Origin of the sequence: Agrobacterium rosae (assembly GCF_002915175.1) — a bacterium.
GTDB lineage: Bacteria > Pseudomonadota > Alphaproteobacteria > Rhizobiales > Rhizobiaceae > Agrobacterium > Agrobacterium rosae.
On the sequence record NZ_NXEJ01000001.1, the window covers coordinates 48,695 to 67,172 of the forward strand.

Sequence of the window (18,478 nt, forward strand, 5' to 3'; positions counted from 1 at the left end):
GCTTTATATCCCGCAAACAAGACAAAGGCCGGACGTGATGCCCGGCCTTTGATGTTTCCGTGGTGTGATGGCGGATCAATCTTCTTCCTGGAAGACCTCTTCGCGCTTTTTCTTGACACTCGGCAGGAAGACGACGACCAGAACCGCCAGCGCAATCAGCAGCAGCGTGGCGCTGATGGGGCGCGTGACGAAGGTCGTTGCGTCACCACGTGACAGGATCATGGCACGCCGCAAATTTTCCTCCAGCAGCGGCCCCAGAACGAAGCCGAGCAGAAGCGGTGCCGGTTCGCAGCGCAGTTTGACGAGTGCGTAGCCGATGAGCCCGAAGAAAGCGACGGCATAGAGATCGTAGACGTTGGAGTTGACGCTGTAGACCCCGATGGCGCAGAAAGCCATGATGATGGGGAACAGCACGTAGTAGGGAATGGTCAGCAGCTTCACCCACAGCCCAATCAGCGGCAGGTTGAGGATAACAAGCATCAGGTTACCGATCCACATGGACGCGATGATGCCCCAGAACAAAGCGGGCTGTTCGGTGGCGACATTGGGACCGGGGACGATACCTTGGATGATCATGGCACCGATCATCAGCGCCATGACGGGGTTGGCGGGAATGCCGAGCGTCAAAAGCGGAATGAACGAGGTCTGCGCACCGGCATTGTTGGCCGACTCAGGGCCAGCTACACCGGCGATTGCGCCATGGCCAAACTCTTCCGGATGTTTCGAGACACGCTTTTCAACGGTGTAAGACGCAAAAGCCGCAAGGATTGCACCGCCACCTGGCAGAATGCCGAGCGCCGAACCGATGGCCGTGCCGCGCAGAACCGGGCCGATCATCTGCTTGAAGTCTTCCTTGCTGGGCAGGAGGCCACTGACCTTTGCCATCAAGACGGACCGGGTCTTTTCGTTTTCGAGGTTTCGCAGAATTTCGGCGATGCCGAAAACACCGACGGCGACGGCAACGAAGTTCAGACCATCGGCATATTCGCGGATGCCGAGTGTGAAGCGTGGCGTGCCGCTATAGATATCGGTACCGACGAGGCCCAGCAGCAATCCGAGAACCACCATGGCCAGCGCCTTGATGATGGAGCCGTGGGCCAGCGCGATGGAGGAGACGAGGCCAACCACCATCAGCGAGAAATATTCGGCAGCGCCGAATTGCAGCGCGATGGCCGTCAGCGGCGGGGCGAAGATTGCCACGAGGAACGTCGAGACCGTACCGGCGAAGAACGAGCCGAGCGCGGCAACCGAGAGTGCCACGCCGGCCCTGCCCTTGCGCGCCATCTGGTAGCCATCGATGGCGGTGACGGCGGACGAGGATTCGCCAGGCATGTTGATGAGGATCGCCGTGGTCGAGCCGCCATATTGCGCACCGTAATAGATACCAGCCAGCATGATGAGCGACGAAACCGGCTCCAGTTGGAAGGTGATCGGCAGCAGCATGGCGATGGTTGCCGTGGCGCCGATGCCCGGCAACACGCCGATCAAGGTTCCGAGCAACACGCCGATAAGGCAGAAGAACAGATTATCGATAGAGGTTGCGGTGGAAAAACCCAGCGCCAGATTATTAAACAGTTCCATCATGCACCTCAGAAATTGAGCCAGGGGCCGAAGCGCTGGAAGGGCAGGCCAAGACCGTAGTCGAAGACTGCGACGGAAAAGACGGTGATGCCGATGGACAGAATGATGGCCATCAACGGTTTCATCTTATGCGACGCAAAGGATGCAATTAGCGCGCTGATGAAAAGCGCCGGAACGAAACCCAGGCCACGTACTGTCATGCCGAAGAAGATCGGCGCTGGCAGAATGAGAAAGATGCCGCGCCAAGCAATCGGCCCTAGCGGCTCGCCCTGAACCTTGCCAGCCCGCACAAGAATGAGCGTGCCGAGCCCGACGAGAATGAGCGACAGCACCAGCGGGAAATAACCCGGCCCCATGCGAAACGCGGTTCCCAGCTCCAGCCCATAGGATTGCCAGGCGAAGAAAATGCCGAGCAGAATGAAAAAGGCGCCACAAATCGCCTCTGTTGCGTCGAAAGAAAGTGATTTCATGTATGTGTCCCCCGCTAACGAGTGAAAACCGGTGGCATGTGAACGCCACCGGTCGATTGCTTGTGAGCAGGCTTAGTCGGCGTACTGGCCAGCGGCCTCGATCACCGTTTTCCAGCGCGGAATTTCGCTTTCGAGCTTAGCCTTGAGCGCCGCAGGCGTGCCATCTGCTTCAGGCGATGGCGTGGTGCCAAGCTCGGCAAAGCGGGCTGCGACATTCGGGTCCTTCAGCGCGATTTGCAGCGACTTGGACAGGCGCTCATTGATATCGGCAGGTGTGCCCTTTGGCGTATAGATGCCGTGCCAGACGCCGACTTCGAAGTTCGGCAGACCGGCTTCCGCCGAGGTCGGTACGTTCGGCAGCACATCGAGGCGCTTCGGTGTTGTAACCGCGTAGGCTTTCACCGTACCGCCCTGAATCTGCTTGGTCGTGTTGGTGGTCTGGTCGCACATGATATCGACCTGGCCGCCGAGAAGATCAGTCATCGCTGGACCCGTGCCTTTGTAGGGAACAGTAACGAGCGGGGTCTCGATAGCGCTCATGAACAGCATGCCGCACAGATGCGAGGCGGCACCAATGCCAGCATTCGCCACAGTGACCGTGTCCTTGTTGGCCTTGGCGTATTCGATCAGACCTTTGAGATCATTGGTCTCAAGCGTCTTACGCGACAGAATGGTCATCGGCACTTCGGTGACGAGGCCGACATAATCGAAGGCTTCGAGCGTGTTGTAGGCCAGTTTGCGGTAGAGCGTAGCGCTGGTTGCCATACCGATGTGGTGGAGAAGGACGGTGTAACCATCCGGATCAGCCGATGCCACGCGACCCGCACCCAGCGTGCCACCGGCACCGCCGACATTTTCCACGATGATCTGCTGTCCCAAATCCTTGGACATGGATTCGGCAACGAGGCGGGCAACCGTATCGGTCGGGCCGCCTGCGGCGAAGGGAACGACCATTGTGATGTTGCGCTGCGGATATGTCTGCGCAGCAGCGGACAAGGCGAACAGCGATACGGCAGCAGCAGCCACAGCACCTGTGACGGTCTTGAGAATTTTCATCTTTTCCTCCCGATGAAATATGGCCTCATCGACCGGCGCACTCCTATTGCGGTCGGTCGGGGTGAGGCTATTTGCAATCGGTGTCAGCGTTCACGCAACGCTTTCGCGAGGAAGCGAATAACAAAGTGGTTCTCTACCGCCTGAGATGGGTGGATTTCGAAACATTTGCCAATATCGATGTGTGAAAATCCACCCATTTCAATATTGGATTGCGGTTTCATTGCTCTTCTCAATCGAAAGCCCGCCGCGCGGATGCGACGGGCTCTGTGAGAATTGCCTTTAGAACAAAGATTTACTTCGTGCGGCAGCGACCGGTCTTGGTCGTTTCTTTGTCGCCATCGTCATAGGCAATGCCGATTTTCTCACCGGCGAGCGAGGCGATCCGGCCAGAATACCAGCTTCCTGCACCCTTATAGTTGCATTCAACCTTCGTACCAATCATCCAGTCGTAAGGACGAACGGCATTGATTGAGACGGTTTCCCTGTCGCCATCGTCATAGCGAATGGTGATCTTGTCGCCAGCAAGTTTCTCAACAACACCCGGAAACCAGTAGCCAGCGCCTTTGTAGTTTCCAAGAACCCAATCACCCTTTGTTTGCGCGCAGGCAGAACCGGCACCAAAAGCAACCACGCCAGCAGCAAATAAAACAGAAATGAATTTAAACAAAGCCCATATCCCCCAGGTCAGATCAAAATTGAAATGAGTAATGTAGAGATATACATGGCGAATAAATACTCAATGAAATTTCTTGAGTATCGTAAAATTTATCCTCTCTATTCCAATATATGATTAAATCGAGTGGGTCGAACCTCTTATTTTACTTTAACCACCATCGTAAATTATTATTTCGTCAGCGCGTGTTTTTGCATTTTTTCATACAAGGTCTTACGGGATATTCCGAGTGTTTCGTAGACAGCTTTGAGATTGCCTTTGTGGAGCGCGATCGCTCTTGCCAGAACGGATTTTTCGAACTCCGCGACCTTGTCCGAGAGACTCGCGGCATTTTCCGACGTCGTTTGTGCCCCATCCGACGCGCCGCCATCCAGCCCCAATACCAGCCGGTCTGCCGCATTTCTCAGTTCCCGCACATTGCCCGGCCAATCCTGCATGGCAAGAGTTGAGATGATATCGGTGGGTACGTCGAGATCATCCCGGCCATAACGTGCCGCTGCCTCGCGCACCAACTGGAGGAAAAGCAGCGGAATATCGGAGCGGCGCTGCGAAAGTGCGGGGACATGAACCGTCGCGACATTCAGCCGGTACAGCAAGTCCTGCCGAAAGCGCCCCGCCAGCGCCTCTTGTGCCAAATCAGCCTTGCTGGTCGCGATAAAGCGCACATCGAGCTCCACGGTCTCGTTTGAGCCGAGGCGGGTGATCGTACGCTCTTGCAGCACCCGCAAAAGCTTGCCTTGCATGTCTGATGGCATGGAGCCGATTTCATCCAGCAACACCGTGCCACCGCGGGCATGTTCGAACTTGCCGTAACGCGGACGCAAAGCGCCGGGAAAAGCGCCAGCCTCATGGCCGAACAGCTCGCTTTCGATAAGGTGCTGCGGCAGGGCTGCGCAATTTATGGCGACGAAGGGTTTGTCTGCGCGGGCACTCACGTCATGAAGCGCACGGGCAACGACTTCCTTACCGGCACCGGTATCACCGATGATCAGCGTATCGGCGTCGGCAGCACCAATTGCCCGGATGCGATAGCGCAGATCGACCATGACCTGCGTGCGTCCCGGCAGGCGCGTTTCCAGATCGTCACGTTTGCCTGCGACTGCACGAAGGCGGCGGTTTTCCAGAACAAGAGAGCGCCGGTCTATCGCACGTTTTATAATGCCAGCGAGATATTGAACGCTGAAAGGTTTTTCGATGAAATCATAAGCGCCGTTGCGCATGGCGCTGACGGCAAGCTGCACATCTCCATGGCCGGTGACGAGAATGACCGGGATTTCCGCATCCAGTTCCCGCACCTTTTGCAGCAGCGTCATTCCATCCATGCCGGGCATTCTGATATCGCTGACGATCACGCCATCGAAGCTGTAGCCAATCAGTTCGAAGACATGGTCGGCATGGTCGACGGTGACGACGTCGAGACCTGCCAACTCAAGCGCCTGTGCGGTGGAAAGCCGCAAATCCTCTTCGTCATCGATCAGCAAAACGCGCGAGGCATTCATTCGGCAGCAATCTCCATCGGCGCTTCCGCGTCCAGTTCAATATCAAACCGTGCACCACCTTCTGGAAGATTGGTCACGCTGAGACGCCCGCCAAAATCCTTGACGATATTGTAGGAAATGGAAAGCCCAAGACCCAATCCCTTGCCCACGCCCTTGGTGGAGAAGAACGGATCGAAAATGCGCTCCATGATGGCAGGCGGAACGCCGGGACCATGGTCGCGAATGGAGAGGATGACTTTTTCGCCCTCCAGCCTCGCAGTCAGATCGATACGGCGATCCTGCAGCCCCTCCACGGCATCGGCGGCGTTGGAAATGATGTTGACCAGGACCTGCTGAAGCCTGACAGGGCCAGCTTTAACCTGAAGCGGCACCAGCCCGAAATCCACGGTCAATTGCGCATCGGCCGCCTTGAGACGAGCATTGACGATCTCCAGCGTGTCGCTGACCACGGTATCCAGCGAGACCGGGCCGAGCTTTTCATTCGGCTTGCGCGCAAAGTTACGCAAGTGCTTGCCGATGGCGGCCATACGGTCGATCAGCCCCGAGATTCGTTTGAGATTATCGGAGGCCTCGTCAACCCTGCCGCGCTCGATTAGCAACAAGGCGCTTTCGGCATAGGTTTTCGCAGCTGCCAGCGGTTGGTTGAACTCGTGGGAAAGAGCCGCCGACATTTGCCCGAGCGCTGCCAGCTTCCCAGCCTGGATCAAATCCTTCTGCGTTTTGCGCAACCGCTTTTCGGTTTGACGCCGTTCGGCAATTTCGTGCTTGATGTCGACATTGACGCGGGCGAGATCGGCGGTGCGCTCTTCTACCCGTCGTTCCAGTTCGGCCTGCGCTTCTGCCTGATGGATCAATCTGTCCTGAAGGCTCTTGCGCCGTTGCAGCATTGCGGCAACCAGAGCACCGGCAAGGCAAAGACAAAGAACGACGGCGATCATCGTCGTCTTCACCTGGGTGCGTATGGAACCGGTGTCCATCAGCATATTGACCGTCCATCCGGCGTCGGGCATGTCCTGCGAGAGAGAAATATACTCCCGGTCCTGCTCACCCTCGCGGATAGTCATCAGATCATGTTCGCCGAAGGTGCTGTGCGTCACCGCAAGCTGCCTGAGATTAGCGTCCGAATAGCGCCGAGAGCTTTCGGTTCTGGCAATGCGTTCGGGTGTCAGCGGCTGGATGGCCGAATAAAGCCATTCCGGTGTTCCCGTCATGAAAATGATGCCTTCGGGATCATTGACGAAGATGCGGTTCTCGCCATTACCAAAGGATGCCTCTATCCCTTCGATATCCACCTTGAAGACAATGACGCCCTTGATCTCTGCGTTGAAAAGAATGGGCGAGGCAAAATAATAACCGCGCTTGTGGGAGGTGGTGCCGAGCGCGAAGAATTTCGATTGCTGCCCCTTCGCAGCGTCCTGAAAATACGGGCGGTAGCTGAAATTCTGGCCGACGAAGCTCGCTGGGCCATCATAATTGCTGGCAGCGATCGTTTCGCCATCCAGCGTCATGATGTAAATATCGGAGGATTTCAGCAGGTCGTTGATGGACTTCAGGTAGATATTGGCGCGAAGCCGCAACGACTGCTCCTGCGGATGTGCGACAAGCTCCTCGATATCGTCGTGATCGGCCATCAATGCCGGTAGCGGCTCGTAGCGGCTCAAATGCCCACCCAGCGCAGAGACCGCCAGCCGCAACGTCGTGGTGCCTTGCGCGGCCACTTCATCGAAATAACTTTCGGCGACGAGATCGCTTCCTCGGGTCAAGGCGACGCCGCCAAGCCCCAAGCAAACAAGCACGATACCGATCCAGCGATATGTCACCGATCTCCCCCTCCACATTCCCATGTGCAAGTCTAAGTGGAGGCGCTGGATTTTCCAAGCGTGATCGAACTGCGTGCTGACAAAACAAAAAAGCCGACCCAAAGGCCGGCTTATTCTTCAATCGAAGACTGCGCTAAAAATTATGCGCTTTCTTTTGGTGTCAGAACCTGACGGCCACGGTACATGCCGGTCTTCAGGTCGATGTGGTGTGGGCGGCGAAGTTCGCCTGAGTTCTTGTCTTCAACATAAGTTGCGGACTTCAGGCCATCGGCCGAACGACGCATGCCGCGCTTGGACGGGCTAGTTTTTCTCTTTGGTACTGCCATTTGTGTAACTCCACTTGAGCGGCGAAACACGGGAACCAGCCAGGACCCAGGCCGAATGTCACATGTTTCTATATCTGAATTTTGGCGCGCTTATACATGCCTCCCAAGGCTTTGACCAGCCCCGGCGTCGATTTTTTCCAGAATGTCCGAATCGCGGAAGGGTTTCACGCGAAAGCTTTTTCCACTGACTATCAGACTGGATCGAAAACGATCAATTCCTCAAAATGCTTCATATCATTGAATTCACAGAATGCTGGTGGGCGCATTTCGAGAACCGGCACGGCGGACCGCAGTTCCTCAAGGCATTCATCGAGCATTCTTTGCCAGTGCGGCAGGCACCCGGGATCGAACCAGCGCATGATGTAAGCAAAAGTAATGTGAAACTCGTAGGTTTCGTGGTCGGGATGGCGATAAGAAAACGCGTCGGCAAATGCATTGCGCCATTCTGCAACGGCACGGTCATCCTCTACCGTTGCACCTTTCAACGTCAGGCCAAGCGGTGAAACGCGGGTTATCTGCATTGCAAAGGCTGGAAGCTGCGGAAAAGCCTGAAGTTTTTTCAGATAGAAATCCGTCATCTCGTCGATGGATGTATCGCCGGGCATCTCCTTTGGCCAATAGGGCCAGGTGCGGCGATACTCGATGATCCCCTGAAATACGGTCATGTGAAGACTGGAGATGGGGGTGAAAGCCAGATGGCTATGAGCCTCTGGCATGTCGAGAAGCTGCTTGCGGGCCTTGATGATCGCATATTGGGTGCGTGACCCTTCTGCCAGATGACAGACGACCGTGTTTCCCGGCTCACGCAGAAATTCGCCGTTCAAATCATACCGGGTTCCAAGATGACGCGGCGGCGCGTCGTTACTGGAGGCGGAGAAGGCGGCAAGCTTCTGTGAAACGAACGGCGCGTGCATGGTGCGAAGGCTCCTTGTAAGCAAGGTAGCCTCCTACTCCCGGCACGCGACACTTCAATGACAAGGCACAATCAGTGTGCCTCGTCCCAATTGGCGGCGGCACGCGCATCTACCTTCAGCGGTACCTTCATGTCGATGGCGGGCATGGCCGCATTTTCCATGATCGACACCACGACCGGCAAGGTCTTGTCGATCTCTGCCTCTTCCACTTCGAAAATCAGTTCGTCATGCACCTGTAACAGCATCCGCGCAGAAAGCCGGGCCTCTTCCAGTGCCGGTTCTATACGGATCATCGCGCGGCGGATGATATCGGCAGCGGAACCCTGAATGGGCGCATTGATGGCAGCGCGTTCATTGAAGGCGCGCACCGAAGGATTGGACGACTTGATTTCGGGGTAGTTGATGCGGCGACCAAAGATGGTTTCGACGTAACCCTTGTCGCGCGCGATAGCCTTGGTGTTTTCCATATAGTCGCGGATACCAGGGAAGCGCTCGAAATATTTCTTGATGTAGTCGCCCGCTTCCGAGCGCCCGATGCTGAGTTGGTTGGCGAGGCCAAACGCGGAAATGCCGTAGATGATGCCGAAGTTGATCGCCTTGGCGCGGCGGCGCACTTCGGATGGCATGCCCTCGACCGGAACGCCGAACATTTCCGATGCCGTCATGGCGTGAATATCGATGCCGTTTTCAAAAGCGTTTCTCAACTGCGGAATATCGGCGACATGGGCAAGAACCCGAAGCTCGATCTGGCTGTAGTCTGCGGACAAAAGCCTGTTGCCGGGCGTGGAGATGAAAGCGGTGCGAATTTTGCGGCCTTCTGCCGTGCGCACCGGAATGTTCTGAAGGTTGGGTTCAGATGAGGAGAGGCGGCCCGTGGTGGTGGAGGCCAGTGAATAGGATGTGTGGACCCGCTTCGTTTCCGGGTGAACGTAGCCCGGCAGGGCATCCGTATAGGTGGATTTCAGCTTGGTCAGCTGACGCCAGTCCACGATCTTGCGCGGCAGTTCAGCGCCTTCGGCGGCCAGATCTTCCAGAACCTGGGCCGAGGTGGACCATTGCCCGGTCTTGGTTTTGGAACCTCCGGGCAAGCCCATTCGTCCAAACAGGATATCACCCAGCTGCTTGGGAGAACCGATATTGAACTTTTCGCCCGCGAGTTCGTAAATCTCTTCTTCGAACGCGGCAGCCTTCTGTGCAAGTTCGCCGGAGAGGCGCGACAGGATTTGACGGTCGACGGTGATGCCCCGCTCTTCCATGCGAGCAAGAACCGGCAGCAGCGGGCGCTCCAGCCGCTCGTAGACGGCGGTCAGGCGGTCGGCCACGAGGCGCGGTTTCAGCACCATCCATAGGCGCAGTGTCACATCGGCATCTTCCGCGGCATAGGCGGTTGCCTTGTCGATATCGACGAAATCGAAGGTGACGCCTGATTTGCCCGAGCCCGCGACATCCTTATAGGCAATCGGCTTATGACCGAGCCAGCGTTCGGACAGGGCATCCATGCCGTGCAGCCCCTTGCCCGCTTCCAGCACATAGGACATCAGCATCGTATCATCAAAACTCTGCATGACGATGCCGAGGCGCTTGACCAGCAGGTAGTCATATTTCAGGTTCTGCGCGATTTTGAGAATGGATGGGTCTTCCAGCAGTCCTTTTAGCCGATCCAGCGCATCGCGTGCCGGAATCTGATCAGGGGCGAGCTTGATGCCATCACTGAACAGATCGCCGCCCGAACCGGTCTTGTGGGCAATCGGCACATAGGCGGCGATGATTTCCGTGCCTGTCGCATCCTTGCGATTGTTGGCAATTGCCAGTGAAAAGCCGACCATTTCGGCCTGCATCGGATCAAGCGAGGTCGTTTCCGTGTCGAAAGCAACGACACCTGTCTCACGGGCCATGGCAATCCAGCGATCAAGCTCTTCAATCGTGCGGATGGTCTGATAGGTGGTGATGTCGATCTTCGCAGCAGAGAACATTGCCTCTCGGCTAGAGGCGAGCGCCGCGGGCGTGCTTCCTTCCAGTGTCGAGGCGATGGCCGACGCGTTTTCGACCGCGCTTTCATCGAGCGACATGGGCTTGTCGCCTGCGGCCTCCGTTGCCGCATCCAGATCAGGACCGTGAGCCTGCGGTCCACGCTCCACCTGAACATGGGCGGCATCGATGGCTGCGGCATCAGCACCCGTGGTTTCGGCAACGCGACGGGTGAGCGTGGTAAATTCCATGGCCTTCAGGAAGGCGATGAGCTTGGGGCCATCCTGCGGCTCCAGCGTCAGAGCATCCAGCGGCAATTCCAGCGGCACATCGGTTCTGAGCGCCACGAGCTGCCGTGAAAGGCGCGCCAGCTCCGCATTGGCAACAATGTTTTCGCGGCGCTTCTGCTGCTTGATTTCGCCAGCCCGTTCCAGCAGCGTATCGAGATCGCCATATTCACCTAGCAATTGCGCTGCCGTCTTCGGGCCGATGCCGGGAATGCCGGGAATGTTATCGGTCGAGTCGCCGGTCATGGCTTGCAGGTCGATCATCTTTTCGGGAGCAACGCCCCATTTTTCGATGACATCGGGAACGCCGATCTGCTTGTCCTTCATCGCGTCGTACATATGCACGTTGGCGGTGACGAGCTGCATCAGATCCTTGTCGGAAGAAATGATCGTCACATCCGCGCCTATGGCCTCGGCCTGACGGGCGTAAGTGGCGATGATATCGTCGGCCTCAAACCCTTCCGTTTCGATGCAGGGCAGATTGAAGGCGCGTGTCGCGTGGCGGATCAAACCGAATTGCGGTACCAGATCTTCCGGCGGCGCGGAGCGGTTGGCCTTGTAAAGATCGTACAGCTCGTTGCGGAACGTCTTTGAGGAATAGTCGAAAATGACGGCAAAATGCGTGGGCGTTACACCGACATCGGTGTTGCGCGCATCCTTCAAAAGCTTCCACAACATATTGCAGAAACCGGAGACGGCATTGACCGGCAATCCATCCGATTTGCGGTTGAGCGCGGGAATGGCATGGAACGCCCGGAAGATGAACCCGGAGCCGTCTACGAGGAAGAGATGATCGCCTTTTTTCATGGGAAGCATGGATAGCGCGGGCCATGGTTGGCGTCCAGATAAAGTTCTGCGTCAAGCCGAAAACCCACCGTTTGCAGACAGATTGAAAGACCGCGCGATTTTCACCAGAACGTTACTAATTTGTAATCCGGGCTTCCCTTGAAAAGCCGTATTTGCGGCCTCATTTCTTAGAGGACGGCGACTGATCACGCCGTGTCTGATTGCAGGCTCGTCCCCCGCCGCATCAGACCGGACAAAGGCCTATCCCCCTCTCCGGGCCTTTGTCCTTCAATATAACCGCCATGGCTGTCCCCTCCCGGCCATGGCGGTTTTTTTATGCGCGGTGACGACATGCCTCGCGAAAGCCTGTCACTCTACATAGCCTGATATGTAATCGCGGAGAATTAGATCGCCGCATCACGCGCACAGGGGTTAGATGCGTTTTTCGAGAAACGATTCGGCGACTTATCTTGCGGCACAGCTTGCAAAGACGTTTTCGAAGGCGCTCAGCAAGCGTGCCGTTGCGCTTGGATTCTCTCCCGGTCAGTTTCCGATATTGCTTGAACTTTGGCATGAAGATGCATTGACGCAGCGCCAGTTACTGGACCGCGTTGACGTCGAGCAGGCGACGCTGGCCAACACTTTGTCGAGGATGGAGCGCGATGGCCTCATTCAGCGCAAGCCCCACCCTAAAGACCGTCGTGCGCAGATCATAGAGTTGACGGAAAGAGGACGTGAACTTGAAATGCAGGCCATTTCTGCATCCAAGGAAACGGACGATGCCGTCCTGGGAACGCTCTTGAAGTTCGAACGACAATTGCTGCTCGAATATATGAACCGCACGATTGAGGCGTCCAGAACCGAAACCTGAATTTCCGGCTCGAAACTGCGCGGCCTTTGCTCTATCCTGTTTTGATCTTTGCATGACAGGATCGCGTAATGACTGACATTTCTCCCGTACTTTCGGCGGTTGACGATAACATCAATTCCAGCCTCGAGCGGCTTTTCGAACTGGTCCGCGTCAAATCGATTTCCACCGACCCGGCCTATAAGGCAGAATGCCGCAAGGCTGCCGACTGGTTGGTCCGGGATTTGACGAGCCTCGGTTTCAACGCCTCGATCCGTGATACCCCCGGTCACCCAATGGTCGTTGCCCATCATGATGGCGCAACACCCGATGCACCCCATGTGCTGTTTTACGGTCACTATGATGTGCAGCCGGTTGATCCCATTGACCTTTGGGAAAACGATCCGTTCGATCCGGCGATCAAGGATATCGGCGCGGGTCGGCAGGTGCTGACCGGTCGTGGCACATCCGATGACAAGGGCCAGCTGATGACCTTCGTTGAAGCGTGCCGAGCCTATAAGCAGGTCCATGGCTCGCTGCCGCTTCGCATTACCATTCTGTTTGAAGGTGAAGAAGAATCCGGCTCGCCATCTCTGAAGCCGTTCCTGGACGCCAATGCGGAGGAGTTGAAGGCCGATTACGCGCTGGTCTGCGATACCAGCATGTGGGACCGTGAGACACCGGCCATTGCGGCTGCCTTGCGCGGCCTCGTGGGCGAGGAGATCGTTATAACCGCCGCAGACCGTGATCTCCATTCCGGCCTCTTTGGTGGTGCCGCCGCCAACCCAATCCATCTCCTCACACATATTCTTGCCGGTCTTCACGACGAGACGGGCCGCGTGACACTTCCCGGTTTTTATGATGGCGTCGAGGAAACGCCTGCCAACATCAAGGCATCGTGGGACAATCTCGGTCGCACGGCGGAGTCATTTTTGGGTGAAGTCGGCTTGTCCATTCCGGCGGGGGAAAAGGGACGGTCTGTTCTCGAATTGACCTGGGCGCGGCCGACGGCGGAAGTCAACGGCATCATTGGTGGCTACACCGGCGAGGGCTTCAAGACCGTCATTGCGGCCAAAGCGTCCGCCAAGATTTCATTCCGCCTTGTCGGCGCGCAGGACCCGGCCGCAATCCGCGAGAGCTTCCGTGCCTATGTCCGCTCGAAAATCCCGGCCGATTGCTCGGTGGACTTTCATGAGCATGGCGGCTCGCCTGCCATTCAGCTCTCTTACGATTCTCCAGCTCTGACAAAAGCAAAGAACGCGCTGTCGGATGAGTGGGCAAAACCTGCCGTGGTCATCGGCATGGGCGGATCCATACCTATTGTCGGTGACTTTCAAAAGATGCTTGGAATGGATTCGTTGATGATCGGCTTTGGGCTGACAGATGATCGCATCCACTCGCCAAATGAGAAGTACGACCTGCAATCCTTCCACAAAGGCATTCGCTCGTGGGTCAGAATTTTGGCAGCACTGGGCGGCAAATGACATAAAAGCGCCGCCGGGTTTTCCCGGCGGCGCTTTATAGAGGGCTCGTTGCCTTAAAAAGCAAAAAGGCCGGGCAAGCCCGACCTTTCCTACCGTTTTTGCTTCAGTGCCAGTACATCCGTGGTCAAAGTGCATAAAACGGTTTGGTGTCTCAGCACGGCGCCAACTAAATTTGCTGTCGCTCGCGTCTTCAGAAAACAGACTGCCTTGCTTTGGTTAATCTTTGGTTAACGCACAAGAAGCAATCTATCGGCTCTTCGGACGATTGCCCGAAACACTCATGAAGCCAATATTGGTATGGTGCGGACTGTTTACAAGTCCGCAAATCCTGTTTTTTAGAAAAATCGAATGGACTGCGTCGAGATTGACTGGCTTTGCCGAGCAGACAAATAAAAAAGGCCGGAAAAAATCCGGCCTTTCAAAATCTTATTCAAGCCAGCCAAGTGCCGGCCGAGAACGCCAAATTAGGCAGCGACGATGCTGTCTGCAGACATCTTGCCCGAGCGACGGTCCTGAACGAGTTCATAGGTGATCTTCTGACCATCCTTGAGGCCGTTCAAGCCAGCGCGCTCAACAGCGGAAATGTGCACGAATACGTCCTGTGCGCCATCGTCAGGCTGAATGAAGCCGTAGCCCTTAGTTGCGTTAAACCACTTTACTGTACCAGTCGCCATAACGATGTTCCTTCCGTTGGCAAATTACGTTTGCACTGAAAATCAGCGCGGTGTTCTCGAATTTGAAGGAAAGATCGTCGTATGCGTCTCAAAAAGACGTCGAAGCTCTGGTCGTCAAACAAATATCGATGGCGCAGAATTAATGTCGCACATCGGATATGTCAAGTTTCTTTGATGAGGTTCGGCGTCCCGAAACCAAGCTTTTTTCCATCCGCGCGTGTCGAATTTCGCAGCGATTACTAACGTCTGGCTCGTCGATGATTAGAAGTAGAAAAGCAAAAGCCCGGCGCGGGAGGAGGTGCGCCGGGCTCTTGATACTGACCGACAACTGGGAGGAGGAGTGTTGTCAGTCCAATCGGGCGACGCTGGGAGGAGGAGTGCGTCGCTTCGATGATTTGAAGATACAACAATTTTGCTTTCGAAACAGTCAAAACATTGCAGCACAGCATTGCGTCAGACGCATAGCTAATGGGTAATACCTTGCCCTTTGCTGCATTAGCGCCTAAACATTGCGCATGAGCCTTGAATCAGTCCGAGGATACTTTGCTTCCTTTGCGCCTGACGTCACAGTCCTGGTGACGGAAGCAAGCTCAGCCACCGTCGCCCAGGCCGCGGAAGCCCACGCTGTGGATCCGGACCAGATCGCCAAGACGATCTGTCTGAAAGCCGGCGATACTGTCCTTCTGGTTGTCACTGCTGGCACAAAGCGATTGGACAATCGCAAATTTCGAGATCGCTTCGGTGCCAAACCGCGTATGCTGGGTGCGGAAGAGGTCGTTGAATTTACGAGCCACCCCATTGGCGGCGTTTGCCCTTTCGGACTTCCTTCGCCGTTGCCGATTTACTGCGATGTTTCGCTGAAGAATTATGCCGAGGTCGTGCCCGCTGCCGGTGCCACCAACGCGGCGGTCCGTATCAGCCCTGACCGCATGGTTGCGCTGACGGGTGCCGAGTGGGTTGATGTCTGCCAGTGACGGCAACGTGACATCTCGTGTCCCTTAACCCCACCTTAAATCGCCGCATTTAAGCTTCATCGGGATGAAATGACGATCACAGGGCAGGGTGCAGAACCGCCAAATCATGGAGCGATGTCCCGCAGATGGCAGGTAATGGCAAGTCAGGCCAGCGCGTAGAACCTTCTTTCGGGGATTTTCACGAATCCGGCGACGACCTGCGTCTTGATGCAAGCGACCGGATTAACGGCACCAGAGGGGGCGCTAAAAAGTCCAAACCTTCCGATCCTTTCGAGCCGCAGAAGCGTGAACGCTCCAGAAAAGCGTCGCCGAAGAGCGCGAAACGGTCCAGTGGCGGCATCACAGGCTTTATCCGCTCATGTTTCTATTGGTGCATCGTGCTCGGTATCTGGGGCGGCATCGGTGTTGCAGGTCTTGTGCTGTATTACGGTGCGCGTATGCCAAGTGCCAGCACATGGACGATACCAGAGCGCCCACCCAATCTGAAAATCGTTGCTGTTGACGGCACCGTGCTTGCCAATCGCGGCACGACAGGTGGCGAGGCGCTAGCCCTTGAAGACATGTCGCCCTATCTTCCACAGGCTGTCGTTGCCATCGAAGACCGACGTTTTTATTCGCATTTCGGCATCGATCCGTTGGGTCTGGCCCGCGCCATCTTCACCAATATTACCAGCGGTCGAACGGTTCAGGGTGGCTCGACACTGACGCAGCAGCTTGCCAAGAACCTGTTCCTCTCTCCCGACAGAACGCTTGAGCGGAAAATCCAGGAGGTGCTGCTCGCCTTCTGGCTGGAGCAGAAATACACCAAGGACCAGATCCTTGCGATGTATCTGAACCGCGTCTATTTCGGCTCGAATGCTTACGGGGTTGAGGCGGCATCTCGCCGGTACTTCAACAAGTCCGCCCGCGACGTCAATCTTGGAGAAGCCGCTCTTCTCGCCGGCCTGCTGAAAGCGCCGTCCCGCCTGTCACCTGCGCGTGATCCGCAGGCAGCGGAAGAGCGTGCGCAGGTGGTTCTTCAATCCATGCGCGATGTCGGCTTTATCAGTGAAGACGAAATCAAGACGGCCATGTCGCAGCCGCCGACAAAAGCGAAACGCTTCTGGTCCGGTGCTGAGCACTATGCCGCAGACATGGTGCTTGAAGAAGTCCGCATGCTGGTGGGTGACGTAAAGCAGGATTTGGTTGTCGATACCACGATTGATCTCGATCTGGAAAAAGAGGCCGAGAAATCTCTCTCCGATGTTTTGAAAAGCGAGGGCAAAAAGCTCGGCGCATCGCAGGCAGCGCTTGCCTCCATCGATGGCACCGGGGCTATCAGAGCGATTGTCGGTGGGGCGGATTATACGGAAAGCCAGTTTAACCGTGCCTCAAAGGCAAAACGCCAGCCCGGCTCTGCCTTCAAACCCTTCGTCTATATAGCCGCGCTTGAAAATGGTTTGACGCCGAATTCGGTGCGCAATGATGCGCCGGTCAAAATCGGCAAATGGACACCAGAAAATTACGATCAGAAATATCGTGGTGAAGTTACACTCGCGACGGCTATCGCCAATTCGCTGAACACCATCGCAGCACAACTGGTCATGGAAGTTGGCCCTGAACGGGTGACGCAGGTCGCACACCGTATGGGGATCGAATCGGACTTGCAGGCCAATGCTTCGATTGCACTCGGTACCTCAGAAGTGTCGCTGCTGGAACTGACTGCCGCCTATGCCCCGATGATGAATGGCGGCTTCAAGGCAACCCCGCATATCGTCAAACGCATCACCGACCCTGACGGCAAGGTGCTTTACGAGAACAAATACGACAATCCACCACGCGTTTTGAGCGAAGCCATTGCTGCAACCATGAACAGTATGCTGGTCGGTGTCATCAATGAAGGTACGGGTAAGGCGGCACGACTGAAAGGTTGGCAAGCCGCTGGCAAGTCCGGTACCACGCAATCCTTCCGTGACGCACTCTTCGTCGGTTACACCAGCACGCTGACCACCGGTGTGTGGTTCGGCAATGATGATGGTACGTCTATGAAGAAGGTCACGGGCGGCGGTCTGCCTGCCAAGGCGTGGAAAGAGTTCATGACCGCGGCACATGCCGGGCTCACGCCATCTCCGCTGTTCGGGCTCGGCACTTACGGTGCCCCTGAGATCGGTCAGCCGATGGCGGAAGCGCCACCGAAGTCCATTGGCGATATCATTTCGAATGCTTTGGGTGGCGGGCCGGCACCGACACCGCAAGATTATCCAGCAGCACCCGTTGGCCCTGATCAGACCGCGTCGACATCTCCCTATCCGCCAGCCGATATTCCGGCCCAGCAGTTTCCGCAACAGAATGGCGGTCCGGTTCCCCCTGCTGATGTCGGCGGCGGGGCGCCGCAACGACAGGGCGCTCCAAAGCAGACGACATTGTTCGACGTGTTGATGGGCAACTGAACGGGGAAGACGCAGTCAGCAAAAAGCCCGGCGAACCGGGCTTTTCAAAATCATCAGTTTGTCGCCGCCGGGGCGGGGGCAGGTGCTGCTGCAGCGGGATCCGGCAAAGGTGCGGGGTTGGCTGAGAGCGTGCGAAGATAAGCGATCAGATCGGCGCGCTCGGTCTCTTTCTTGATACCCGCAAAGCCCATGGCTGTGCCTGGAACGTGCTTCTTCGGTGCTTCGATGAAGTAGCTGAGGTGATCGTAATCCCACTTCTCGGTGCTGCCCTTGGAGAAGTCCTTCATGCCAGCGGAATAGCTGAAACCTGCGTGGCTGGCGATCGGGCGGTTGACGACGTCATAGAGGTTAGGGCCGACTTTATTGGGGCCGCCGCTCTCCCCGGTGTGACAGCTCATACACTTCTTGAAAACGGTCTCGCCCTTCGCAGCATCGGCACTGGCCAGAAGCGTCGCAATCGGCGTTGCCACGGCGGCGGCCTCTCCGCTTCCGCTATCGGCACCGCTTGTCTCTGCAACAATGGCGAAACCTTCCTTTTCGGGTGTCGGTGCGTGGAAAATACCTTCCGACGCTATCGATACCGACATAAGGACGAATATCGTGCCCAGAAGGGCTCCGACCGCCATGTTTACATATGAATTCATTGATTTGCGCTCCCTCACAACCGTTCGCATCAAACGGACATCTTGA

15 protein-coding genes are annotated in these 18,478 nt (G+C 56.4%); 4 read left to right on the forward strand and 11 right to left on the reverse strand.

Annotation, left to right across the window (positions count from 1 at the left end; translation table 11 throughout):
• Positions 1-75 precede the first annotated feature (75 nt).
• From CPJ18_RS00245 to polA, 9 genes are all read right to left on the reverse strand, one after another.
• Positions 76-1,581, reverse strand: a complete 1,506-nt coding sequence (locus CPJ18_RS00245) for a tripartite tricarboxylate transporter permease (RefSeq protein WP_077119845.1) — start codon at positions 1,579-1,581, stop codon at positions 76-78.
• A gap of 8 nt (positions 1,582-1,589) precedes the next feature.
• Positions 1,590-2,051: a tripartite tricarboxylate transporter TctB family protein gene (locus CPJ18_RS00250; RefSeq protein ID WP_103656569.1), complete on the reverse strand. Its 462-nt coding sequence runs from the start codon at positions 2,049-2,051 to the stop codon at positions 1,590-1,592.
• A 72-nt stretch (positions 2,052-2,123) separates the two neighbouring features.
• The gene (locus CPJ18_RS00255) at positions 2,124-3,107 is read right to left on the reverse strand and encodes a tripartite tricarboxylate transporter substrate-binding protein (RefSeq protein WP_077119841.1); all 984 of its coding nucleotides are present in this window, start codon (positions 3,105-3,107) and stop codon (positions 2,124-2,126) included.
• Between the two features lie 292 nt (positions 3,108-3,399).
• Positions 3,400-3,774 carry a tudor domain-containing protein gene (locus tag CPJ18_RS00260; protein WP_103656570.1) on the reverse strand — a complete coding sequence of 125 codons (375 nt, stop codon included), beginning with the start codon at positions 3,772-3,774 and terminating at the stop codon, positions 3,400-3,402.
• A 176-nt stretch (positions 3,775-3,950) separates the two neighbouring features.
• Entirely contained in the window at positions 3,951-5,279 is a 1,329-nt protein-coding gene (locus CPJ18_RS00265) for a sigma-54-dependent transcriptional regulator (RefSeq protein ID WP_103656571.1), read from the reverse strand.
• On the reverse strand, positions 5,276-7,099 hold the full coding sequence (locus CPJ18_RS00270; protein WP_167397796.1) for a sensor histidine kinase: 1,824 nt from the start codon (positions 7,097-7,099) through the stop codon (positions 5,276-5,278). Before CPJ18_RS00270 ends, CPJ18_RS00265 begins: the two co-directional genes overlap by 4 nt.
• A gap of 140 nt (positions 7,100-7,239) precedes the next feature.
• Complete coding sequence (gene rpmF / locus CPJ18_RS00275) at positions 7,240-7,425, reverse strand: 50S ribosomal protein L32 (protein ID WP_003507205.1); 186 nt, start codon at positions 7,423-7,425, stop codon at positions 7,240-7,242.
• Positions 7,426-7,616: 191 nt separating this feature from the next.
• Entirely contained in the window at positions 7,617-8,339 is a 723-nt protein-coding gene (locus CPJ18_RS00280; protein ID WP_103656573.1) for a DUF1868 domain-containing protein, read from the reverse strand.
• A gap of 71 nt (positions 8,340-8,410) precedes the next feature.
• Positions 8,411-11,401 (reverse strand): DNA polymerase I, encoded by a 2,991-nt coding sequence (gene polA / locus CPJ18_RS00285; RefSeq protein WP_103656896.1) that lies wholly within the window; start codon positions 11,399-11,401, stop codon positions 8,411-8,413.
• 415 nt (positions 11,402-11,816) lie between these two features.
• Between polA and CPJ18_RS00290 the strand changes: the two genes are divergently transcribed.
• Complete coding sequence (locus CPJ18_RS00290; protein WP_103656574.1) at positions 11,817-12,251, forward strand: MarR family winged helix-turn-helix transcriptional regulator; 435 nt, start codon at positions 11,817-11,819, stop codon at positions 12,249-12,251.
• 68 nt (positions 12,252-12,319) lie between these two features.
• Positions 12,320-13,711 carry a M20/M25/M40 family metallo-hydrolase gene (locus tag CPJ18_RS00295; RefSeq protein WP_103656575.1) on the forward strand — a complete coding sequence of 464 codons (1,392 nt, stop codon included), beginning with the start codon at positions 12,320-12,322 and terminating at the stop codon, positions 13,709-13,711.
• Positions 13,712-14,175: 464 nt separating this feature from the next.
• Here the strand turns inward: CPJ18_RS00295 and CPJ18_RS00300 are convergent, their stop codons facing one another.
• Entirely contained in the window at positions 14,176-14,385 is a 210-nt protein-coding gene (locus CPJ18_RS00300) for a cold-shock protein (protein WP_045230211.1), read from the reverse strand.
• A gap of 515 nt (positions 14,386-14,900) precedes the next feature.
• Here CPJ18_RS00300 and CPJ18_RS00310 point away from each other — a divergent pair.
• A complete protein-coding gene (locus CPJ18_RS00310) occupies positions 14,901-15,359 on the forward strand; it encodes a YbaK/EbsC family protein (protein ID WP_103656576.1) in 459 nt (152 codons plus the stop codon).
• Positions 15,360-15,484: 125 nt separating this feature from the next.
• A complete protein-coding gene (locus CPJ18_RS00315) occupies positions 15,485-17,788 on the forward strand; it encodes a transglycosylase domain-containing protein (protein WP_103656577.1) in 2,304 nt (767 codons plus the stop codon).
• A gap of 53 nt (positions 17,789-17,841) precedes the next feature.
• Here CPJ18_RS00315 and CPJ18_RS00320 read toward each other — a convergent pair whose 3' ends face one another.
• Complete coding sequence (locus tag CPJ18_RS00320; protein WP_077119824.1) at positions 17,842-18,432, reverse strand: c-type cytochrome; 591 nt, start codon at positions 18,430-18,432, stop codon at positions 17,842-17,844.
• Between the last annotated feature and the right edge of the window lie 46 nt (positions 18,433-18,478).